Origin of the sequence: Bradyrhizobium sp. 31Argb (genome assembly GCF_043638955.1) — a bacterium.
Taxonomy (GTDB): domain Bacteria; phylum Pseudomonadota; class Alphaproteobacteria; order Rhizobiales; family Xanthobacteraceae; genus Bradyrhizobium.
On the sequence record NZ_JBEGDB010000009.1, the window covers coordinates 21,951 to 42,933 of the forward strand.

At 63.5% G+C, this 20,983-nt stretch carries 19 protein-coding genes; 6 read left to right on the plus strand and 13 right to left on the minus strand.

Annotated elements, in window-relative coordinates; genetic code table 11:
* Window positions 1–9: 9 nt before the first annotated feature.
* Complete coding sequence (locus AAFX91_RS03185; protein ID WP_394565511.1) at window positions 10–1,410, minus strand: amidase; 1,401 nt, start codon at window positions 1,408–1,410, stop codon at window positions 10–12.
* Window positions 1,411–1,830: 420 nt separating this feature from the next.
* Between AAFX91_RS03185 and AAFX91_RS03190 the strand changes: the two genes are divergently transcribed.
* Both AAFX91_RS03190 and AAFX91_RS03195 read left to right on the plus strand, forming a co-directional pair.
* Window positions 1,831–3,006 carry a transporter substrate-binding domain-containing protein gene (locus tag AAFX91_RS03190; protein ID WP_394565512.1) on the plus strand — a complete coding sequence of 392 codons (1,176 nt, stop codon included), beginning with the start codon at window positions 1,831–1,833 and terminating at the stop codon, window positions 3,004–3,006.
* A complete protein-coding gene (locus tag AAFX91_RS03195; protein WP_394565513.1) occupies window positions 3,003–3,590 on the plus strand; it encodes an ANTAR domain-containing response regulator in 588 nt (195 codons plus the stop codon). The genes AAFX91_RS03190 and AAFX91_RS03195 overlap by 4 nt, the downstream gene beginning before the upstream one ends.
* Window positions 3,591–3,599: 9 nt before the next feature.
* Here AAFX91_RS03195 and AAFX91_RS03200 read toward each other — a convergent pair whose 3' ends face one another.
* From AAFX91_RS03200 to tcuA, 3 genes are read right to left on the minus strand one after another with little or no spacing between them, the layout of a single operon-like run.
* Window positions 3,600–3,905 carry a putative quinol monooxygenase gene (locus AAFX91_RS03200; RefSeq protein ID WP_130577304.1) on the minus strand — a complete coding sequence of 102 codons (306 nt, stop codon included), beginning with the start codon at window positions 3,903–3,905 and terminating at the stop codon, window positions 3,600–3,602.
* Between the two features lie 19 nt (window positions 3,906–3,924).
* Window positions 3,925–5,031, minus strand: coding sequence for a tricarballylate utilization 4Fe-4S protein TcuB (gene tcuB, locus AAFX91_RS03205; RefSeq protein WP_394565514.1), 1,107 nt, complete (start codon window positions 5,029–5,031; stop codon window positions 3,925–3,927).
* Entirely contained in the window at window positions 5,018–6,409 is a 1,392-nt protein-coding gene (gene tcuA, locus AAFX91_RS03210) for an FAD-dependent tricarballylate dehydrogenase TcuA (protein WP_394565515.1), read from the minus strand. Before tcuA ends, tcuB begins: the two co-directional genes overlap by 14 nt.
* A 140-nt stretch (window positions 6,410–6,549) precedes the next feature.
* Between tcuA and AAFX91_RS03215 the strand changes: the two genes are divergently transcribed.
* Window positions 6,550–7,230, plus strand: a complete 681-nt coding sequence (locus AAFX91_RS03215; RefSeq protein WP_130577301.1) for a GntR family transcriptional regulator — start codon at window positions 6,550–6,552, stop codon at window positions 7,228–7,230.
* A gap of 13 nt (window positions 7,231–7,243) precedes the next feature.
* Here the strand turns inward: AAFX91_RS03215 and AAFX91_RS03220 are convergent, their stop codons facing one another.
* The 5 genes from AAFX91_RS03220 to AAFX91_RS03240 all read right to left on the minus strand — a co-directional run bounded on the left by AAFX91_RS03220 (window position 7,244) and on the right by AAFX91_RS03240 (window position 11,471).
* A complete protein-coding gene (locus AAFX91_RS03220) occupies window positions 7,244–7,999 on the minus strand; it encodes an IclR family transcriptional regulator (protein WP_394565516.1) in 756 nt (251 codons plus the stop codon).
* A 15-nt stretch (window positions 8,000–8,014) separates the two neighbouring features.
* Window positions 8,015–8,899 carry an NAD(P)-dependent oxidoreductase gene (locus AAFX91_RS03225; protein WP_394565517.1) on the minus strand — a complete coding sequence of 295 codons (885 nt, stop codon included), beginning with the start codon at window positions 8,897–8,899 and terminating at the stop codon, window positions 8,015–8,017.
* Window positions 8,900–8,962: 63 nt separating this feature from the next.
* Window positions 8,963–10,159 carry an ABC transporter substrate-binding protein gene (locus AAFX91_RS03230; RefSeq protein WP_130577298.1) on the minus strand — a complete coding sequence of 399 codons (1,197 nt, stop codon included), beginning with the start codon at window positions 10,157–10,159 and terminating at the stop codon, window positions 8,963–8,965.
* 20 nt (window positions 10,160–10,179) lie between these two features.
* Window positions 10,180–11,037 carry an alpha/beta fold hydrolase gene (locus AAFX91_RS03235; protein WP_394565518.1) on the minus strand — a complete coding sequence of 286 codons (858 nt, stop codon included), beginning with the start codon at window positions 11,035–11,037 and terminating at the stop codon, window positions 10,180–10,182.
* Window positions 11,034–11,471 (minus strand): hypothetical protein, encoded by a 438-nt coding sequence (locus AAFX91_RS03240; protein WP_394565519.1) that lies wholly within the window; start codon window positions 11,469–11,471, stop codon window positions 11,034–11,036. Before AAFX91_RS03240 ends, AAFX91_RS03235 begins: the two co-directional genes overlap by 4 nt.
* Before the next feature lie 774 nt (window positions 11,472–12,245).
* On the opposite strand from AAFX91_RS03240, the gene AAFX91_RS03245 reads away from it, so the two are divergent.
* The gene (locus tag AAFX91_RS03245) at window positions 12,246–12,911 is read left to right on the plus strand and encodes a VOC family protein (RefSeq protein WP_394565520.1); all 666 of its coding nucleotides are present in this window, start codon (window positions 12,246–12,248) and stop codon (window positions 12,909–12,911) included.
* A gap of 78 nt (window positions 12,912–12,989) precedes the next feature.
* Here the strand turns inward: AAFX91_RS03245 and AAFX91_RS03250 are convergent, their stop codons facing one another.
* Window positions 12,990–14,339, minus strand: a complete 1,350-nt coding sequence (locus AAFX91_RS03250; protein WP_394565521.1) for an MFS transporter — start codon at window positions 14,337–14,339, stop codon at window positions 12,990–12,992.
* A gap of 87 nt (window positions 14,340–14,426) precedes the next feature.
* Window positions 14,427–15,299: a phytanoyl-CoA dioxygenase family protein gene (locus AAFX91_RS03255; protein WP_394565522.1), complete on the minus strand. Its 873-nt coding sequence runs from the start codon at window positions 15,297–15,299 to the stop codon at window positions 14,427–14,429.
* A gap of 82 nt (window positions 15,300–15,381) precedes the next feature.
* Here AAFX91_RS03255 and AAFX91_RS03260 point away from each other — a divergent pair, with 82 nt between their 5' ends.
* Entirely contained in the window at window positions 15,382–16,431 is a 1,050-nt protein-coding gene (locus AAFX91_RS03260) for a LacI family DNA-binding transcriptional regulator (protein ID WP_394565523.1), read from the plus strand.
* A 59-nt stretch (window positions 16,432–16,490) separates the two neighbouring features.
* Here the strand turns inward: AAFX91_RS03260 and AAFX91_RS03265 are convergent, their stop codons facing one another.
* Window positions 16,491–17,693: a dienelactone hydrolase family protein gene (locus AAFX91_RS03265; RefSeq protein ID WP_394565524.1), complete on the minus strand. Its 1,203-nt coding sequence runs from the start codon at window positions 17,691–17,693 to the stop codon at window positions 16,491–16,493.
* A gap of 27 nt (window positions 17,694–17,720) precedes the next feature.
* Window positions 17,721–18,665, minus strand: a complete 945-nt coding sequence (locus tag AAFX91_RS03270; RefSeq protein WP_130577290.1) for a hydrogen peroxide-inducible genes activator — start codon at window positions 18,663–18,665, stop codon at window positions 17,721–17,723.
* A gap of 104 nt (window positions 18,666–18,769) precedes the next feature.
* Between AAFX91_RS03270 and katG the strand changes: the two genes are divergently transcribed.
* On the plus strand, window positions 18,770–20,953 hold the full coding sequence (katG, locus tag AAFX91_RS03275; protein WP_394565525.1) for a catalase/peroxidase HPI: 2,184 nt from the start codon (window positions 18,770–18,772) through the stop codon (window positions 20,951–20,953).
* Window positions 20,954–20,983: the final 30 nt, after the last annotated feature.

Genomic DNA, 20,983 nt, shown 5'->3' on the forward strand with positions numbered 1-20,983 from the left:
CTCCTTGCATCAGAGGGCGGGATGGCGCTTGTGCCAGTCAGTGACGCGCTGAAACGCGTCACCCGCATGGACGAGACCCGCTTCGTCGAAGTGGCGGCCGACGAACTGGAAGGCGACCGGACCGCCGTTCGGGGCGAAGCCGCCCGGAAGGGTAATGGTCGGGCTTCCGGTCATGTCGAACGGACAGGTGAAGCGCAACAATCCGGCAATCAGGGAAGCGTCTTCGCCGAGCGTCGCCATCTTGGCTAGCGTGGGTGCGGCAAAGGCTTGGGCCGGCACAGCGATAAGATCGACCGTTTCGAAGAGCCGTCGCACCGCACCGCGAAACGCTTCGCGCCGCAGCACGATCTTCTGATAATCGGTGCCGGACTGCTGCAGGCCAAGATCGAGCAGTCCAGCGAGGGATGGGCCATATTCGTCCTTGCGCGAGGGATAGGTCCCCTCATGCGCGACCGCCGCCTCGATGCCGCAAAGCGGAAACCAGTCGTCCACAATGGCCTTGGCATCCGGAAAGGTGATCTCGCTGATCTCTGCGCCGAGGTCCGCCGCGACGCGCAAACCTTCACTGAGGACCTTGCTTACGGCCTCATCGGTGCCTTCGCTGGTCCAGCGTCGATCGACACCAATCACAACGCCCCGCAGACTACCGGACAGTCCTGCAAGATAATCCGGCACAGCCAGCGGCACAGCGGTGGTGTCCTTGGCGTCCTCGCCCGCGATCGCACCGAGCATGGCGCCGCAATCGACCGCGCTGCGCGTCATCGGCCCGATATGATCCAGCGTCGCCGCGAGTTCGAATGCGCCATAGCGACTGACCCGCCCCCAGGTCGGCTTCAGCCCCGTGATGCCGTTGGCTGCGGAAGGAAAGCGGATCGATCCGCCGGTATCGGTGCCGAGTGAGCCGAAGCAGAGGCCGGCCGCGGTGGCGGAACCCGAACCGCTCGACGACGCGCCCGACCACAAATCCGCATTCCACGGATTTTTCGGCGGGTCGATCTTCGGATGATGATCGGCGTAAGCACCTTCGGTCTGCTGCAGCTTGCCGAGGATGATCGCGCCCGCGTCCTTCAGCCGTGCGACGACCGTGGCATCCTCATTCGGACGGAAGTCGCTGTGGATGGTCATGCCGTGCGCGGCCGGCGCACCCTTGACCCAGCAAAGGTCCTTGATCGCAACCGGCACGCCGTGCAACGGCCCCTTCAGCTTTCCAGACGCGATTTCCTTTTCCGCAACGGCCGCTTCCGCAAGCGCGGAATCAGCCATGACATAGGCGTAACTCTTGAGCTTCGAATCGAGCCGCTCAATCCGTTCAAGCATCGCCTTCGTCACTTCGACGGGCGACAGCTTCTTCGCCTGTATCTGCTGCCCAACCTCAACCAGCCCGAGATAACCAATATCTGTCGTCGGCATCGCCTTTCGCTCCTCGCTCGTCGCTTCCCAGGCGCATCAGGCCGATCGTCGCGTACGCGCCATCAGCCTGGCGACACGCATGTTTCGCCAGTTTCTTGTGTGGCAAAAGAAAAAAGCCACCCGCCCCTCCGGAATGAGGTGACGAATGGCTCAAATGCCGCTGCTATGGTCTATCGCATGGGCTCAAGATCGAACGGAGCAGTCGCTGCAGGGATCAGGACGTCATCGGCCTGACCGAAGCAGATTAAGGTTCGACAGTAAGCCCGGTAGTCAAAAAGTCTAGGTTCGTGCCTAGCGCATTGTCAACGAGGGAGGTTGCACAAATTTCGCAAGCGTCATGCGCAGTAAATCGGCAAGACCTCTTGCACCGGTATCGGCGATGATGATTTCCTCAAGGCTCCGCCCCTTCGAAAGCCATCAATGACAAAGCCGTCGGTTCCAGTTGGCATCATATGTTCGCAGTCCGGGCCCTATCAGGCCATGGGGCGCGAGATATTGAAGAGCGCCCTGATGGCGGTCGACGAGATCAACGATCACCCTGACTTTGATTTCTCGCTCACTGCGCATGTCCGCGATCCCCGCGGAGTCATTTCGGAATACCACACGGTTTGCGACGATCTCATTCGCAACGCCGGAGTCGAGCATATCATCGGCTGCTACACATCCGCCTCGCGCAAGCAAGTGCTGCCGATCGTCGAGCGCACCGATCGCCTGCTCTGGTATCCCGCGCGTTACGAAGGGTTCGAATGTTCAGACAATGTCATCTACGTCGGCGCATCGCCCAATCATAATGTCCTGCCGCTCGTGCGGTACGTGCTCGACAATTTGTCAAGGCACATCTTCTGCGTCGGATCCAACTATGTCTGGACGTGGGAGACCAATCGCGTCACCCGCGAGCTGGTGACGGCGGCGCAGGGAAGCATCCTTGCCGAACGGCTGCTCGAGCTGGGCGAAAGCGCAGTCGGGCACATCGTCGACGAAATCGTCCGCCGCAAGCCGCCCGTCGTCTTCAATACGCTCGTCGGCAGTTCGAGCTACGATTTCATCCGCGCCTTTCATGCCGCCACCACGGCTGCAGGTCTCGACATTCCGATGCTGAGTTGCAGCCTCTGCGAACCGGAGCTCAAGATCGTCGGACCCGCATCCGCCGGATGCATCACATCGTCAGCCTATTTCGAGAGCATCCGCCTGCCCGAGAACCTTGCTTTCGTGCAGCGCTGGAAGGCGCGTCATGGCGAGGCGAGCAGCCCATCCGTCGATGGACAATCCGCCTATGTCGCGGTGTATCTGCTGGCGCGTGCGCTGCATCGGGCCGGGACGTCCAACATTGGTGAAGTGCGGCGCGCGGCCGCCGGGTATCGCTACAATTCGCCGCAGGGACCGGTCTGGATCGATGGTGCCAATAACCATTGCGTCCTTACGCCACGCCTGGCCGTATCGAATGCGCAGGGACAGTTCGACATCTTCTGGGAGTCCGACGCGCCGGTTAAGCCGGATCCCTACCTGACACAGCTCGACGTCGCCGTCGGCCCCGTGCGTGAGAAGTCAAGGGACGGATCGTCGCCGAGTGCACTCCACTTGCGGGTCGTGAAATGAGCAAACCATCTTCATTTTCCCTCCGCGGCCGCAAGGCCCTCGTCGCCATCAAGGACGAGCGTGACCTGTCGATCGTCAGGCGCCAGTTCGAACGTCTGGGAATCGACGTCCTCACATGGGAGCAAGGAAGCGCTCTCGGGTGCCATCCGGATGTCACGCTGATCGACGATGAATTCCTGCCGCTCACCTCGCCGGCGCAGCGGGCCTTGCTTGGACGATGTCCCGTCATCGCCCTTTTGGGCACGGAGACCCCAAGCCGGCTGAAGCTGGTGCTGGAACTCGATCCGGCGTCGTTTCTGGTCAAGCCGCTGCGCTCCGCGGGCATCTATGCGGCGCTGGTGATGGCCTTCGAGCGGGCCGAGCGCACCAGCGAGCTAAAGCAGCAACTCCTCAAGCTGGAAGAACGTCTTCGCTCGCGCCGTGTCGTATTGGCTGCCGTCCTGCAAGTGATGCATACGCACTCTGTTGCCGAACCTGCCGCTTTTGCACTGATCCGGCGAGCTGCCATGGAGCAGCGCAAAACAATCGAGCAGATGTCGGCTGAGATCGCCGCGAACGGAAGCCTGCCCCGCGCGACCGGATAGATTTTAAACCTATTCGTTCGACTTGGTGGAAATTTCCGTGCCGGCGACCAGCGTTACCTCGCCGTCAATGATGGGTTTGGCTACGCCGAAGAAGCGGAGGACGGCTTCGGAGTTGTTATGCCGATCCATCGCCGCGCGATCGACGTAGCGTTCGTAGGTCGTGAACACGCACGGATCCGTCGTGTCCTGCGATATGTGATAGCCGACAGTCGTCGTTTCGTTCGCTCGAACGCTCGCTGCGACTTCGAGCAGCGCCTGACGCATGGCGGCCTCATGGCCCTTCTTGGCCCGGATGATCGCGGTGATGGTCAACATCTCGCCCTCCTTGATTCGCCTAACCATTCAAGCCGTCGCGCCGCTCCTGCGCGTAACGCACCAGCGCGGCGAAGCGGTAGATGCCGTGGACGAACTTGCCATAGGGCATGGTGATGAACAGCGCGAACACGGCGCCGAGGTGCAGCGCGAGCAGCGGTCCCATGGCCGGCGTCGCACGCAACACCAGCAGCGCCATTCCGGTGACGCCCGTCAGGAACAGCATGGCGATGAAGCCGACATCCATGCCATAGCTGGTATCATCGAGCAGCGCGGGATCGCGCTGGGCTTTCGCGAGCAACAACCCGATCGGCCCGACGATCAGACCGATGCCGCCGAGCGAGCCGAGCACGACCGGCAGGTCCCACCACGCATAGGGCGCCTCACGTCCCAGGAGGTAGTGATAGAGCGTGGCAACCGACGTCGCCGCGAAGCAGAGCAGAAAGCCGTAGAAGGTGAGATGGTGATAGAGCTTGCGCCGGTCGGTCGGCCGATCATCCTCATTGTAGCAGCCGACCCCGCCGCCATGGAGATAGCGCAGCTCGCCGGCATCGCGGATCGCCTGAAAGATCGAGCCGCCATCGGCGCGGCCACCGATCGGCTCGCCAATGTCGCGCCAGAACGCGCGCACGCTCATGATGAGGGCCAGGATGGCATAGAGGAAGGCCGCGCTGAACAGTGCCGCCATCGCATTGTGCGGCATCAGTCTGTAGAAGGCGCCGGGGCCGGTGTGGACGCCGAAGAGCAGCGTGGAATCGTTGAACGCGGCAAAGCCGAGAATGAAAGCGGCCATGCTGAACGCGGCAATCAGGCTGATGACGAGCCCGTTGCGTGCGAACATACCGGACAGCGCGCGCGGCCAGGCGTAGGCGGCATAGGATTCGGCGCGCGCCACCGCCAGCGTCTTCGGCACATTGACGTTGAATTCGTGCGGCGGCGAGAACTGGCAGTCGACGTAGCAGGCGCCGCAGGCATGGCAGAGATTGGCGAGATAGTTGAGGTCGCCGTCGGAGAACGAGCGGCGCATCTCCATCGCGGGGAATACCGCGCACAATCCCTCGCAATAGCGACACGAATTGCAGACCGTCATCAGACGATCGGCTTCCTGCAATGTCCTAGTTCCGTGCATTCTTTGCCGCTTCCCGTCCTGCGATCCGGCCGAACACGCTGCCGATGGTCATGCCGATGCCGGCGGCATAGCCGCGTCCCAGCACATTGCCGGCCATGATCTCGCCGGCGGCGAACATGTTGGCGGAAGGTTTTCCATCCTTCATCAGCATCCGCGCCTGCCTGTTCACGCGCGTGCCGAGATAGGTGAAGGTGATGCCGGGCCGCACCGGATAGGCGAGATAGGGCGGCGTCTCGATCCGGCGCGCCCAATGCGTCTTCGGCGGCACGATGCCCTCGGTGCGGCAATCATCGAGGATGGTGTGATCGAAAGTGCCGGGCCGCACCGCGGCATTGAACTCGGTGATGGTCTTTTCCAGCGCCGTTGGATCAAGCTCGAGCTTGCCGGCAAGCTCAGCGATCGTGGCGCCGGCGATCGGCGGGAACAGCGTCGGCATGAAGCTGGTCACGACGGTTGAATCGAAAATGATATGGGCGATCTGGTCGGGCTGCGCGGCGACCAGCCGGCCCCAGATCGCATAGCGCTTCGGCCAGATGTCCTCGCCCTCGTCGTAGAAGCGCTCCGCATGCTTGTTGACGACAATGCCGAACACGACGGAGTCATGTCGTGTGATGATGCCGCCGTCGAATTTCGGCGCGCGGGCGTCGATCGCCACGGCGTGGCACTGGGTGGGATCGCCGACCTCCTGCACGCCTTTGGCCAGCAGCATCTTCAGGATCGAGCCGCGATTATAGGGCGTGCCGCGAATCAGGAAATTATCGGCGGCCTCGCCCCAATATTCCTTCAGCCATTCGATATTCGCTTCGAAGCCGCCGGCGGCCGCAACCAGCGCCGCGGCGCGCACCTCGGTCGCGCCGTCGATCGGCTGCTTCAGCTCGGCCGAGAGGAACATGCCGTCTTCGATCCTGAGATCGACGACTTCGGCGTCGTAGCGGATCTCGACGCCGAGCCGTTCCGCCGTAAGATAGAGCGCGTTCAGCATCGCGCGGCCGCCGCCGAGGAAGAATGAATTGGTGCGGCCGAGGCTGAGCGTGCCGCCGAGCGAGGGCTGCCAGCGTACGCCCTGTTCCACGATCCAGTTCAGGATGTCCTTGGACTCGTGGATCATGAACCTGGCAAGTTCCTCGTCGGTCTGGCCGCCGGTCACGAGCAGCAGGTCTTTCCAGAACTCCTCCTCGGTATAGGGGCCGGTAAGGATCTCGGTCGCCGCGTCATGGGCGCAGCGCATGTTGCGTGTGTGGCGGGTATTACCGCCGCGGTAGAATTTTGGCGCCCCCTCGAGCACCAGCACGGAGGCGCCGGCACGCCGCGCACTGATCGCCGCGCACAGGGCCGCATTGCCGCCACCGATCACCAGCACGTCGTATTTGCTGTTCATTCCTCTGCCCAACCGAGAAAGGCCATTTTCGGCGTTTTCCGGGATGCCTGCACCATTGTCCTTTTTGTATACAAAGATATACATAAGCGCCGCAAGCGCCGTCTTTGCATGGGATTAATGCGCCTGCGACCGGAGGCAGGATGGCAAAGCGGCCGAACAAGGCGATCGGATCGATTTCGCGCGGCTCCGGCGTTCAGCTCGGGGAAGCCGTGTTCCGCTCATTGTGCGAGGCGCTGAAGGCGGGAGCCTATCGGGCCGGAGACCGGCTGCGGGAAGAGGAAGTTGCGCAGCGGCTGAAGGTCAGCCGCACCCCGGTGCGCGAGGCGCTGGGCCGGCTTGCGGAGCGCGGCTTCGTGGCGCCGGCGGGCGGCCGCGGGCTGATCGTCCGCAGCCTCGATGTCGGCGAAGTGCTCGAGCTCTATACCATGCGCGAGATCCTGGAAGGCGCGGCCGCCCGGCTTGCCGCCGAACACGCCTCACGGCCCGAGATCGATGCCCTGACGGATATCGAGCAGGCCTTTGCGGAACACCCCGACGATCCCACGGAGATGGCAGAGCTCAACCGCGCCTTCCATGAAGCGATCTGCCGCGCTGCCCGCAACCGCTATCTCGATGGTGCCTCCAGGGAGCTGCAGGACTGGATTGCGCTGCTCGGCCCCACCACCTTCTCCGTGACCGGCCGCCCCTCGACTAGCCGTAGGGAACATCGGGCCATCATCAGCGCGATTGCCGCCCGCGACGGCGACAAGGCGGAGAAATTGGCGCGCGCCCATATCAGGGAAGCGCTGCGCTGCCGCTTGAAACTTCTGCAGAAGCAGTAGCGAACGCTCCGCGCTATTTCCTTGCCCGCCGCGGCGAGCGCGCCGTCCCCTCGAGCGGCGGAGCAACGCGATCCGGGAGTTCAGTCGGTCCGCCGAGCGACCGCGTCAGCCTGGACGCCGCTTGCGACAGCAGTGCGGACATCGTCTTGATGCTATCCTTGGTGAAGCGCGGCTTGGGGCCGGACAGCGACAGCGCGCCGACGAGCTTCCCGTTCGGTCCGAACACGGGACAGGCGATACCGGCGCAGTCCGGGTCGCGCTCGCCAAACGAAGCCGCAATGGCGCCTTTCCTGATACGGTCGTAGGCCTCGCCGTTCTCGCCGTCGAACGCCAGGATGACTCGTCCCGCGGCGCCGCGGTCGAGCGGCAGCAGCATGCCGACCTCGACGCGGTCGAGCGTCGAGTGCTGGGAATCGATGCGAAAGACGCACAGGCGGCGCTTGCCGTCATGCCGAACGTGGAACGACGGACTTTCCGTGCCCGCGGCCACCAGTTGCCTCAGGACCGGCATCACCTGGTCATGCAGATTGTTGGCGCGCTGATAGATCGCGCCCAATCGGAACGGCGTCGGCCCGAGATGGTAGCGGCCCTCGGGGAGCTGCACGAGATAGCCGAATTCCTGCAGCGAGGTCATCAGCCGCAGCAGCGTGCTTTTGTACATCCCGGTATGCCGGGAGAGCTCGGCGAGGCTCATCGGCTCCGGTTTTTCCTCGAACGCCCCCAGGATGGTGAGCGCACGATCGACGGCGGCAACGCCGGGCGAACGCATGGTGTCTCGTATCTCCTATTTGGAGAAGCCGGCCGGATCGATCAGTTTTGCGATAACCGGGAAGTACGCATCGCCCATCCCCTTGTCGATCGTCTCCTCGAAAATGCTGCGCATGAGCGCCGCGCCCCGCAGGTTCAGGCCGGCCTGCCCTCCCAGCTCCAGCGCATAGGTCAGGTCCTTCAGCGCATATTCGGTCGAGAACGCGCGCTGCGGAAATTCCTTCGCAACGATCGCCTTCATGCCGTGGTTGCGGAGCGCAAAACTGTCCGCCGAGCCCTTGGACAAGGTTTCCAGCAGCAGCCTTGGTTCGACGCCGCTGTGGCTCGCAACGGCGACAGCTTCCGCCAATGCATTGACTGTCTCGAACAACACCATGTTGTTCAGGATCTTCGTCACCTGTCCGGCGCCGGTGCCGCCGCAGAGCGTGACGTCGGTGGCGAAATGGCGGATCAGCGGCTCGACCTTGGCAAACGCATCGGCCGTCGCGCCGACCATCACGCTGAGCGTACCCTCCTGCGCCGCCTGGCGGGTGCGCGCGATCGGCGCGTCGATCCACAGCGCACCCTTTTCCGCCAGCCGCCGCGCAAACTCGCGGGTCATGCCGACATCGGAGGTACCGAGGTCGATCACGGTCTGACCGCTTCGGATCGACTGCGCGATGCCGCCCTCGAAGGCCGATGACACATGGTTTGCGCTCGGCAGGCAGATGAAGGTGACCTCGCTGCCGCTGACGACATCAGCAACCGATCCGGCGGCCGCGGCGCCATCGGCGACGATCCGCGCCAGCGGCTCCGCCGCAAGGTCGAACGCCAGCACTTTCCGTCCGCTTTTGCGCACCAGATTGCGGCAGATCGGCTCGCCCATGACGCCAAGACCGATGAAACCGATTGTCCCTGTCATGCAGGCATTCTCCTCACACTTTGGGGCGGCGACCGATGCGAACGCCTGCCCGTCTCGATAGCTTCACTTGACCAGCGGACAGCCGCCTTCGTTCATGGGCCGGAACACTTCTTCGCCGGGCCTGGAGCTGACGATCCTGTAATAATCGTATTTGTACTTGGATTCTTCCGGCTTCTTCACCTGCACCAGATACATGGTGTGCAGCACGCGTCCATCAGGGCGGACCGCGACATCCTTGTTGTACATGTCGTTGACCTTCATCTCGTGCATCTTGGCGGCAACGGCGGCCGTATCGGTCGTGCCGGCCGCCTTGACCGCGGCGAGATAGTGGTGGACGCCGCTATAGACGCCGGCCTGAACCATGCTCGCGACCTTGCCGTCCATCAACGCCGCATAGCGCTTCGACCAGGCGCGGGTTTCCTCATTGAGGTCCCAGTAAAACGAGGTCGTCACCTGCAGGCCTTGCGTCGCCTTCAGCCCGAGCGAGTTGACGTCGGTAATGAACACAAGGAGACCGGCCAGCTTCTGCCCGCCCTCGACGATGCCGAACTCGCCGGCCTGCTTGATCGCGGTCTGCACGTCCGCGCCCGAGGTCGCGAGCCCGACGACATCGGCCTTGGAGCCTTGCGCCTGCAGCAGGAACGAGGCGAAGTCCGCGGTGCCCAGCGGGTGTGCGGCCGAACCGATCACCTTGCCGCCGGCGGCCTCGATGAACTTGGTGGCGTCACGCTGCAACGCATGGCCGAACGCATAGTCGGCCGTGACGAAGTACCAGGTCTTGCCGCCGGCACGCGTGATCGCATCGCTGGTCAGCTTCGACAGCGCATAGGTGTCGTAGTTGAAGTGAAAGCTGATCGGCGAGCAGGATTTTCCGGTGAAGTCGGACGAGCCGGGCCCACTGATGACGAAGATCTTGTTCTTCTGCCGCGCGATTTCCAGGATGGCAAAGCCCGCGGAGGATGCGGCGCCATCGGCGATCATATCGACGCCTTCGTTGTCGAACCATTTGCGTGCGGTGGCAGAGGCAATGTCCGGCTTGTTCTGGTGATCGGCGGTGATGATCTCGATCTTCTTGCCGAGAATTTCGTTGCCGAAATCCTCCGCCGCGAGCTTCGCCGCGGCGATCGAGCCGCGGCCGCCATTGTCGGCGAACACACCGGATTGGTCGTTGAGCACGCCGATCCGAATGACGTTATCGGCTGCCGACGCGACGCTCACCTGCGCGGCCAGCACGGCCACAATCGTCCAACACAACTTCATCAATACGCTCCCTACCTAACTCAAGTATTCTGCCTGCTCAGGATGTCCTGCAGTACTGGAGCGATATAGGCGCGGAACTGCGCTGGATTCTCGCTCATCGGGAAATGGCCAAGCCGCTCCATGATCGTGGCCTTGGCGCCTGGAATGCTTGCGGCAGTACGTAGCGTGTCCTCCGGCGTGCAGGAGAAATCGTATTCGCCGGTCAAGAGATAGAGCGGGCACTGGCGCACATCGATCTGGCCGACGCGGCCGCGCAGATCGCCGTCGACCCGGTAGAAATAGAGATCGCCCTTGAAGATACCGGGACCGCCCTGCTTGTAGCCCCAAAGGGTCTCGTCGCGCGCGACCTGCGGACCGTTCGGCGCGATCAGGCCGGAGACCAGCGCGGCGCAGACTTCGCCGCCATGGACATCGGGCCGGTTCAGCCAGGCCGTGTCGTACCAGGGTTGCTGGAAGTCGGCGGCCTCGAGTCCGATCAGCGCGCGAAACTCGCTGGCATGCGATATCGCAAGATTGAGGACGATACGTCCCCCGATCGAGCAGCCCATCACGACAGGCCGATCGAGCCTCAAGGCGCTGCAAAAGGCGCGGATGGTGGCCGTGTAGGTCGCGGTCGTCAGCCTGTATTCGTTGCCATATCGGCTGTCCGGCGGATTCGACTTGCCGTGCCAGGGCATGTCGAACGCGATGATGCGGAACTGCTTCGTGAACTCTTCGTCGATGAGCAAATGGCGCCACTGCCGCGCATCGGAGCCGGCGGTGTGCAGGCAGACCAGGGGAATGCCGGTGCCATTTTCCTCGAAATAGATGCGGTTGATCTCGCCATCGATCTCGACATGGACGTAGCGTCCAACGATCGGTTCGACAAAGCCACTCATGACGCGCCCACCAAACCGCTGCCACGCGGCAACGCCAGGAGATCCTTGAAGTACTGCAGGTGCGACATGAAGGGATGCAGATCGCCTTCCAGCGTCGCCTCCCCGCGCTTGGTGAGCGCGAGCAGATCGTGCCAGCCCGGCGGCGGCATCGCCTGCCAATAGGCGCGATATGCGGCCGGCGTCGCGCGATAGGCGAAACGCCAGGACCGCATCAGCACCGGTGCGGGAGTCATATCGAGAATTTGCCCGCCGCAAATGGTCACATGAAAGGGCTGCACCGTGGGTCCGAGCAGACACTCCACATCAAGCAGCCGGCCGCGGCTGATCAGCTTCTCATCGCGCGACAGCAATTCCGGAATGGTCTTGAACGCTTCGACCACCTGATTGTCGAACGCGACAGATGGCCGGTCGGTCGATGCCGCATCAGGGTTCACGCTCGATTCCTCCAACCCTATCGTTCTGTGTAGCAGAACGATGTTCTATTTTGTCGTTGTCCTTTTACACTTGGTTTCCCAGTGAACTCAAGGGGGATCGGCGACATCTGGTGATTGGTAGTCGAGCGAGCTCCATAGGTATTTCCTCCGCGCGACCCGAGGGGGCGCAGGTATGACCACAATGACGGTCGATATGATCTGGGATGGGCAACGTGCCGAGGAAATTCTCGGTACTGGAGCAGCGGATCTCATCGCGGTCGGCCGCGGGGAAACGTCGAACGTAGCGCGTGGATCCTAGCCGGCGCCAAAGCAGATTTCGATCGAGGCTGCCCGAGCGCTCAATGCACGCGAGCAGCGGCCGTCTTGAACGGTAAAGTCACCGACGTTGCGGTGTCTCGTCGCCCTGTTGTGAGCTGGCCTCGTCGGCCGCCGGGAATATGGCGTCGTATATCGCGCGCGCCTCTCGAATAAGCCGAGCCCGCTCGAGCTCAGCCTTTGGAACAAATCGAACGACTTCACCCATATGCGGCTCCAGGCAAAATTTGGGCAATCCCCCGTCAGATGACGGCTGTCATTTCAAGTAAATTGTGAGGCCTGTCCGAATCCGCATCCCATAGTCCCGATGTGGGAATAAAAAGATCGTGAAAGCACGTGAGAAAAGGGAACCGAAAGTCCGTGACCACCTCACGCCGTATCGCCTGCGGCAATCGATATAGGATGATCAGGCACGCGCCGCGTGCTCGCCGATCAACTATCAACATCAGGGAGAGATCCATGACAGATGTGACCGAAGGCGCGAGGGCGCGGGTCGACATGAAACTGGAGATCGTCGTCATTCCCGTTTCGGATGTCGACCGCGCGAAGCAGTTCTACGCGAACCTTGGCTGGAGGCTCGATGCCGACTTCGCCGCTGGTGATTGGCGCGTGATCCAGTTCACGCCGCCCGGCTCGCCCTCCTCGGTCATCTTCGGCAAGAATGTCACCGCGGCGGCGCCCGGCTCCGCGCAAGGCCTGTACCTCGTCGTTCCCGACATCGAGGCCGCCCGCAACGATCTGCTCGGTCGCGGCATCAAGGTCAGCGAGGCCTTCCACGGCGGCGGCGACGTGCACACTGGCAGTGACGAACCCTATTTGTTCGGCCGGCTGCGGGTCAGCGGCCGCGATCCCGAGCGTGGCAGCTACCAGTCGTTTGCCTCCTTCAGCGATCCGGATGGCAACGGCTGGCTGCTCCAGGAGATCACCGCGCGTTTGCCGGGACGCGTGGACACGGACGGCACGACGTTCAGCTCATCGACCGAACTCGCGAGCGCACTGCGGCGCGCGGCGGCCGCGCACGGCGAGCACGAGAAGCGGAACGGCGGCCAGCGCGACGAGAACTGGCCTGACTGGTACGCCGAGTACATCGTCAATGAACAGGCCGGCAAACCGCTGCCGTCATAGCGGCGGCGTTGCCGCGTCGGCCAATCGCCGCTCCATGAACTGGAGCGGCGACTGGACGCGGAGTGGCTGCACTGCCCCTCAGGCCCGCTGCGGCATCGCCACGGGCAAGTCGTGCTGCACGACGGGCTCGTCGGCGGTGATATCCTCGCGATAGGTCTCGGGCCCGATCCAGATCGCGATCACCGTACATAGCGACAGGAACATCGCGTAGCAGGCGACCGGCCACCAACTGCCGTAGGCGGCGACCAGCGCTGTTGCGACGAACGGCGCCGGACCGCCCGCGAGCAGCGAGCCGAGCTCGCGCGCAAACGCGAATCCGGCGAAGCGCCGCTGCGGCGGGAACAACTCGGCGAAGTAAGCAGCTTGCGGTCCGAACATCGCTGCCGTCACCACGGCCCTCGCCAGGATGAAGGCCACCGCGATCCAGATCCATTCTTTGGTCCCGACCATCCAGAAGAACGGGAAAGCCAGCGCCACGCCTGCGAGCGCACCAAACAGATAGACCGGCCGCCGTCCGATGCGATCCGACAGCGCCGCGAAGCCAAGAATCGCGAACAGTTCGATGGTGAATGCGAGCATCAGCGCGCTTAGCGCATCCGATTTCGGTACGCCCACCGTGGTGATGACGTAGCTGAGCCCGAACACCGGGAAGAAATAGCCGAGCCCGTTCTCGGCCATCCGCGCGCCCAGCACGACCATGAAGTTGCGCGGATGCTGGCGCAGCGCCTCCATGGCCGGATTGCGCTCGACCTTGCCGCGCGCAACGACGGCTTCGGTAAAGACGGGCGTTTCCGTCACGCGCAAGCGCACGAAGATACCAACCAGGATCAACAGGAAGCTCGCCAGGAACGGCAGGCGCCAGCCCCAGCTCAGCATCGCCTCGCGCGGCAGCATGGTCACGAGGGCAAAGGCGCCGGCGGCGAGCAGATTGCCGACCGACACGCCGAGCGGCGCGAAGCCGCCCCAGAAGCCGCGATGCCTCGCGGGCGCATTCTCCACGAGATAGATCACCGCACCGCCATATTCAGCGCCGGCGCCGAGACCCTGCACCACGCGCATTGCGACCAGCAGCAGGGGTGCCCAGATCCCGATCTGCGCATAGGTCGGCAACAGGCCGATCGCGGTGGTGCCGATGCCGATCATCAACAGCGTCGCAACCAGCACCGGCTTGCGGCCATAGCGATCGCCCATGATGCCGAACAGGATGCCGCCGAGTGGGCGCACCACGAAGCCGACGCCGAAGGTCAGGAACGCCAGCAGCGTTCCGACGACGGGATCGCTCTTGGGAAAGAACAGTTCGCCGAACACCAGCGCGGCCGCGGTGCCATAGAGGAAGAAGTCATACCATTCGAGCGCGGAGCCGACGCTCGCAGCAAGGATCACACGTAAACGCGATTGGCCGGCGGCGCCGGCCTTGAGCTCGGTCATTGGTTTCCATCCCTGTTGTTTGTTTATTGGTCGTCGCAAGCACGAAGCCCGCGGGTGTTGCTCCCCGCGGGCTTCGTCGGAATTCTTTTAGGCGGCGCGCGTGAAGTAGCTTTTTTTCGACGCGGACTGCGTTTCGTAGATCGAGCCTTGGCGCTTGGGCGGCGGCAACGGCATCCGCACCGGAAGGCGGGTCATGCGCGGCGCAACCACCGAGCCGCCGGCGAGCAGGCGGCTGTCGAACTCGGCAAGATCCTTCACGCCTGCCAGCGGCCAGGCATCGCTTGCCGCGACTTCATAGAGCAGAAGGTTGCGCGGGCGGTTCGACGTGTTGGTCGCCGAGCCGTGCAGCGCGCGCACGTGATGGAACGACATGCTGCCCGCCTTGCCGATGCAGGGCACCGCACGCTTGATCTGGTCCTGAATCAGGTCGGGATCGATCAGGCCGGCGAAGCAGCCATCCTCGCCGTGATGATTCCACATGGCGTCGCCGACATGCGATCCCGGTGTCACCAGCATGGGACCATTCTCCAGGTCGCAATCGTCGAGCAGCACGCCGATCGCAAGGATGTCGTCATTGGTGTGGGGATAGAACGCCCAGTCCTGGTGCCACTCGACTGGCGAGCCGTACTGCGCGGACTTCATGTTGAGCTTGGAGCCATGCAGGCGCAGGCCGGGTCCGATCAGCTTGGTAAGGATGGAGATAACGGGCTCGCTACGCACGATCTGATCGAAGATCGGATGCACCTTGTGCGGTGCCTTGATGCGGCGGACTCGCGGATTGTCCGGAGTGTGCCCGGGTTCGAGGTCATAGACGTCGGTGTGCTCCGTGACGTTAGCCGCACCGGCAATGAGTTCGGCCAGCACGGTGCGGACCTGCGCCAGCGTCTCCTTGTCGAGCACCTCGGGGACCACGATCACCCCGTCGCGCTGGTAGGCCTGGACCACTTCGTCGGAAATCATACGGCGGTTCCTCCTTATTATTATGCTAGCGCTATTATTTCCACATGTTAGCGCTATCATTGTCAATGCTAGAGCTGTCACTATGGATGCGCAATCCGGAATCGTGCAGATTCCCACCGCCATGAGTTCCGAATTGACTGAGACCGACATCAGTTCCGACGAGGTCGCCCCGACGCTGTCGGCGGTGGCCAAGCGCGCCGGCGTTTCATCGATAACCGTGAGCCGGGTGGTCCGGCTGCCGGAACTGGTCGCGCCGGCGACCCGCGCCAGGGTCGAGAAGGCGATGCGGGAACTCGGCTACGTACCCAACCTGGTCGCGGGCGCACTCGCGAGCGCGAAGACCAATTCGGTCGGCGTCCTGGTGCCGACGATCGCGAACTCGATCTTTGCCGACACTGTGCAGGGCCTGTCCGACAAGCTCGAGCCGCTCGGCTATTCGGTGATCCTCGCGCAGTCACGCTACGACGCCGCGCGCGAGGACCGCATGCTCGCGGCGCTGCTGTCGCGGCGGCCGGAAGCGATCATCATGGTCGGCTCGCCCGCGACCGAGGACGGCAAGCGCCTGCTGCGTCACGCGCGCATTCCGATCGTCGAGACCTGGGAGCTGCCGATCGATCCGATCGACGCCGTTGCGGGTTTCGACAATTACCAAGCCGGCGTCGCAGTCGCGCGCCACTTCATCGCGCAGAGCCGACAGCAACTCGCCTTCATCGGCGGCGACGACCCGCGCGGCACGCGGCGATGGCTCGGGTTCCAAGACCACGCGCTGGCGTGCGGGTTGCAACCGCCGCGGCGGCTGATCCTCGAACGCAACGCGTCCGGCAGCGTCGCCGCGCATGCGAATTTGCCCGGCGTCGATGCCGTGTTCGCGGCCAACGACGCCCATGCCATCGGCTTCATGGCCGGCCTGCGCAAGGCCGGATTGCTCCGCGACGGCCCGGCCGCGGCGCAGCCGGTCGCCGTTGTCGGCCTCGGCGATCTCGAGATGGGACGGCTGATCTCGCCGAGTCTCAGCACCATCAGCGTCCATGGCGATGCGATCGGCCGCACCGCCGCGACACTGACGCTCGAGCGCGGCGGCGAGCGCCGGATCGATCTCGGCTTCGAACTGGTGCTGCGCGACAGCGGCTAGCGCCGCGCCGCCGATGATTAGTTCCTATTATTTCGGAGCGCTCTCGGCCCAGCGTGCCATCAACGTGTTCGCGGCAAGGACTCGTCGACGAGTTTCCTCGCGGTCTCGACGCCCGCCACCGGAAGCTTCGCAGGATCGAGCAATCCGATCTGCACCAGCACCGAGGCCTGATCCCAATAGATATGCTCATTGTAGAGCTTGTCGCCGCGGAAACGGACGATCGCGACCAGCGGGATCTCGACATATTTGCCCGTAGGGGGAATGCCGGGCAGCATCCAGTCGATCTCGATGTCGTGGGTGAAGCAGAACAGCATCTCGTCCACGATGCGGTCGGCGCCGATGGTGCGCGAGATCGGCACCAGCTTGGTGTCCTGCGGCGTCTTCGGGATGAAGTGGTTCTTGTAGAAGCGGAGCAGGTCGCGATAGCCGACGCCGCCGGTCATGGTCGGGATGTGGTTGACATAGGGCTCGGCGACCATGGTTTTCATGGTCTCCTCAGCCGAGCGCGTCGCGAATTCGAGCTCGGTATGCTTGTCCCACAATGCGGAGAGATCGTACCGAGGACCCAGCACCTTCCGGAACAACGCGATCGAACGCGTATGCGCCATCAGCGATGCAGGCTTGTTGAAGCTCGTCCGCTCCGGCGCGGCGAACGCGTGATCGCAACCGGGATAGAGATAGAATTCGACGTCGGGACGCCCCGCAAACGCAGCCTTGATCTGCTCGCGCGCTTCCGCCGGCGCAAAGCGGTCGAGCTCGGCAAAATGAAACACCATCGGTCCCTTGATGTTGCCGGCCTCGCCAAGATCGGCCTCGATGCCGACGCCGTAATAGCTGACGGCGCAATCGACATCGGTGCGCGCGGCGAGGAGATAGGCGAGCTTGCCGCCCAGACAGAAGCCGAGCGTGCCGACCCCGCCTTTGCATTCGGGACGCGCGCGCAGGACCTTCAGCGCATCGGCCGCATCCTTGATCGACTGGTCGACATCGAAGCGCTGGTAGTAGCCCATCGCCTTGCCGAAATCCGCCTCGCTGTAGCCGAGCTCGACGCCCGGCTCCATGCGCCAGAACAGATCCGGCGCGAGCACGACATAGCCTTCCTCAGCGTAGTAGTCCGCCACCGCGCGCATCGAGGCGTTGACGCCGAAGATTTCCTGCAGGAGCAGGATGCCGGGACCGGAGCCCGAAGCGGGCACGGAGAGATATCCCTTGAAGCCGCCGCCGCCGTCCTTTGTGGCGATGTCGATCCACTGTCCCGCCATCGTATCGATCTCCTCTCGTTTCTTTGTTTAGGCCCGGCGATGGCGCGATCGCGATGAAGACTTTGGAGCGCCCTGCTCGCGCAACGCATCGGCTGACAAACAAACCACTTCGGAAATCTGCATGAGCTGCCTGGACAGAGGACTGGTCTTGCGCCAGACCATACCGATGGTTCGCGAGGGTTGCGGGTCCTTGAAGCGGGCGACCGACACCGATGCCGAGCGCGTCTCCACCCCCACGGCCATTTCCGGGATCAAGGTGACGCCGATGCCGGCGCCGACCATCTGAACGAGGGTGGACAGCGAGCTCGCCTCCAGCACCTCGCGCGGCGGCGATGATTTCATGTTGCAGAACGACAGCGCCTGTTCGCGAAAGCAATGTCCCTCCTCCAGCAGGAGAAGCTTCATTTCGCGCAGCGCTTCGCTGCTCGGCACCGGCGTTCCCTCGTCCTCCCCCGGCCGCACCAGCAGGAAATTTTCCGTGAACAGCGCGACCTCGGTCAGCGAGGGTTCGGACACCGGCAGGGCGACAATGGCGGTGTCGAGCCGGCCTTCCGCCAGCTCCTTGATCAGCTTCGGCGTCACCGTCTCGCGGACGTGAATGTCGAGTTCGGGATGCATCTGCGTGAGATTGCCGATCACCTTGGGCAGCAGATAGGGAGCAATCGTCGGGATCATGCCGATGCGGAGCCGGCCGACGAGCTGGTCCCGCGACGCCCGCGCAAAGTCGCCGAGTTCATCGACCGAGCGCAGGATTTCGCGGACGCGCTGGGCGAGTTCTTCGCCGAACTTCGTCAGCACGACCTGCCGGGCGCTGCGCTCGAGCAGCACGCCGCCGACCGCTTCTTCCAGCTCCTTGATCTGCATCGACAGCGCTGGCTGCGTGATGGCGCATGCCTCCGCTGCGCGTCCGAAATGGCCGTGACGCGCCAGAGCGTCAAAATAACGAAGTTGTCGCAGGGTAAACTGGATCATCAGGAAAGCTTATCGCAACAATCACGAAAGTCAATTTCACCTTATGATATCGGTTGTTTAGAGTCCTTCCAGAGCCCCACCAGAAACTGCCGCAGGAGGCGATGATGGATGACACTACCAAGTGCCCGTTTTCGGGTGCGACCCGCATAAATCAAAACAAAGACTGGTGGCCGAATCAGCTCGACCTCTCGGTTCTCCACCAGCACTCCAGCCTGTCCAATCCGATGGGCGAGGCGTTCGACTACGCCAAGGAATTCAAGAGCCTCGACCTGAATGCCGTGATCAAGGACCTTCGAGCCCTGATGACGGATTCGCAGGAGTGGTGGCCGGCCGACTTCGGCCATTACGGGCCGCTGTTCATCCGCATGGCGTGGCACAGCGCGGGCACCTACCGTATCCACGATGGCCGCGGCGGCGCCGGAGCCGGCCAGCAGCGTTTCGCGCCGCTGAATAGCTGGCCTGATAACGTGAACCTCGACAAGGCGCGCCGCCTGTTGTGGCCGATCAAGCAGAAATACGGCAGCAAGATCTCCTGGGCCGATCTGATGATCCTCACCGGTAACGTCGCGCTGGAGTCGATGGGCTTCAAGACCTTCGGTTTCGGCGGCGGACGCGCGGACACCTGGGAGCCTGAAGTCGACATCTACTGGGGTCCCGAAGGCAAGTGGCTGGCGGACGAGCGCTATAGCGGCGACCGCGACCTTCAGAATCCGCTCGCTGCCGTGCAGATGGGCCTGATCTACGTCAACCCGGAAGGGCCGAATGGCAATCCGGACCCGCTGGCTGCGGCTCGCGATATCAGAGAGACGTTCCACCGCATGGCGATGAACGATGAGGAAACGGTTGCGCTGATTGCCGGCGGTCACACCTTCGGCAAGACGCACGGTGCCGGCGATGCGACGCTGGTCGGCCCGGAGCCGGAAGCCGCCGACATCGAGCAGCAGGGCCTCGGCTGGGCGAGCAAGTATGGCTCGGGCAAGGGCGGTGACGCGATCGGCAGCGGCCTGGAAGTGATCTGGACCACGACGCCCACCAAGTGGAGCAGCAATTTCTTCTGGAACCTGTTCGGCTACGAATGGGAGCTGACCAAGAGCCCGGCCGGCGCGCATCAGTGGACGCCGAAAAACGGCGGAGGCGCCAACACGGTGCCGGATGCGCACGATGCGTCGAAGCGTCACGCGCCGTCCATGCTGACCACGGACCTCGCCCTGCGGGTCGATCCGGACTACGAGAAGATCTCGCGGCGGTTCTACGAGAACCCGGATCAGTTCGCGGATGCGTTTGCTCGCGCCTGGTTCAAGCTCACGCACCGCGACATGGGTCCGATCGTGCGTTACCTCGGCCCGCTCGTTCCGAAGGAAGAGCTGATCTGGCAGGATCATGTTCCCGCCGTCAATCATGAGCTGGTCAGCGAGCAGGACATCGCGGCGCTGAAGGCGAAGATCCTGGCATCCGGGCTGTCGGTTTCCGAGCTGATCTCGACGGCTTGGGCGTCGGCTTCGACGTTCCGCGGCTCCGACAAGCGCGGTGGCGCGAACGGCGCGCGCATACGCCTTGCGCCGCAAAAGGACTGGGAGGTCAACGAGCCGGCTCAGCTTACGAAGGTTCTGCAGAAGCTGGAAGGAATCCAGAAGGAGTTCAACGCTTCGCAGTCCGGCGGCAAGAAAGTCTCGCTTGCCGACCTGATCGTTCTCGGCGGCAGCGCGGCGATCGAGAAGGCCGCCAAGGACGCCGGCCTCGACGTGAAGGTGCCCTTCACGCCCGGTCGCACGGATGCTTCGCAGGAGCAGACCGACGTCGCATCCTTTGCGCCGCTCGAGCCGATCGCCGACGGCTTCCGCAACTATCAGCACGGCGCGCAGCACATCTCGCCCGAGGAGCTGCTGGTCGACAAGGCGCAGTTGCTGACGCTGACGGCGCCGGAGATGACGGCTCTCGTCGGCGGCCTGCGTGTCCTCGGCGCCAACACGGGCAAGTCCGGGCACGGCGTCTTGACCAAGCAGCCGGGCAAGCTGACGAACGACTTCTTCGTCAACCTGCTCGACATGAGCACGCAGTGGCAGGCGTCCGACAGCGCCGGACTGGTGTTCGAGGGCCGCGACCGCAAGACCAACGACGTCAAGTGGACCGGCACCCGCGCCGACCTGATCTTCGGTTCGCACTCGCAGCTCCGCGCGCTGGCGGAAGTCTATGCGAGCTCGGACGCGAAGGAGAAGTTCGTAAAGGACTTCGTGGCGGCCTGGACCAAGGTCATGAACCTCGACCGCTTCGACCTCGTGGCCCATTGAGACCCTGAAGGCTGTCGCAAGCCATAGACA

Coding starts and splice junctions, on each gene's coding strand:
- AAFX91_RS03185 (WP_394565511.1), bottom strand. CDS start 1,410: ATGCCGACGACAGATATTGGTTATCTCGGGCTGGTTGAGGTTGGGCAG.
- AAFX91_RS03190 (WP_394565512.1), top strand. CDS start 1,831: ATGACAAAGCCGTCGGTTCCAGTTGGCATCATATGTTCGCAGTCCGGG.
- AAFX91_RS03195 (WP_394565513.1), top strand. CDS start 3,003: ATGAGCAAACCATCTTCATTTTCCCTCCGCGGCCGCAAGGCCCTCGTC.
- AAFX91_RS03200 (WP_130577304.1), bottom strand. CDS start 3,905: ATGTTGACCATCACCGCGATCATCCGGGCCAAGAAGGGCCATGAGGCC.
- tcuB (WP_394565514.1), bottom strand. CDS start 5,031: ATGCACGGAACTAGGACATTGCAGGAAGCCGATCGTCTGATGACGGTC.
- tcuA (WP_394565515.1), bottom strand. CDS start 6,409: ATGAACAGCAAATACGACGTGCTGGTGATCGGTGGCGGCAATGCGGCC.
- AAFX91_RS03215 (WP_130577301.1), top strand. CDS start 6,550: ATGGCAAAGCGGCCGAACAAGGCGATCGGATCGATTTCGCGCGGCTCC.
- AAFX91_RS03220 (WP_394565516.1), bottom strand. CDS start 7,999: ATGCGTTCGCCCGGCGTTGCCGCCGTCGATCGTGCGCTCACCATCCTG.
- AAFX91_RS03225 (WP_394565517.1), bottom strand. CDS start 8,899: ATGACAGGGACAATCGGTTTCATCGGTCTTGGCGTCATGGGCGAGCCG.
- AAFX91_RS03230 (WP_130577298.1), bottom strand. CDS start 10,159: ATGAAGTTGTGTTGGACGATTGTGGCCGTGCTGGCCGCGCAGGTGAGC.
- AAFX91_RS03235 (WP_394565518.1), bottom strand. CDS start 11,037: ATGAGTGGCTTTGTCGAACCGATCGTTGGACGCTACGTCCATGTCGAG.
- AAFX91_RS03245 (WP_394565520.1), top strand. CDS start 12,246: ATGACAGATGTGACCGAAGGCGCGAGGGCGCGGGTCGACATGAAACTG.
- AAFX91_RS03250 (WP_394565521.1), bottom strand. CDS start 14,339: ATGACCGAGCTCAAGGCCGGCGCCGCCGGCCAATCGCGTTTACGTGTG.
- AAFX91_RS03255 (WP_394565522.1), bottom strand. CDS start 15,299: ATGATTTCCGACGAAGTGGTCCAGGCCTACCAGCGCGACGGGGTGATC.
- AAFX91_RS03260 (WP_394565523.1), top strand. CDS start 15,382: ATGGATGCGCAATCCGGAATCGTGCAGATTCCCACCGCCATGAGTTCC.
- AAFX91_RS03265 (WP_394565524.1), bottom strand. CDS start 17,693: ATGGCGGGACAGTGGATCGACATCGCCACAAAGGACGGCGGCGGCGGC.
- AAFX91_RS03270 (WP_130577290.1), bottom strand. CDS start 18,665: ATGATCCAGTTTACCCTGCGACAACTTCGTTATTTTGACGCTCTGGCG.
- katG (WP_394565525.1), top strand. CDS start 18,770: ATGGATGACACTACCAAGTGCCCGTTTTCGGGTGCGACCCGCATAAAT.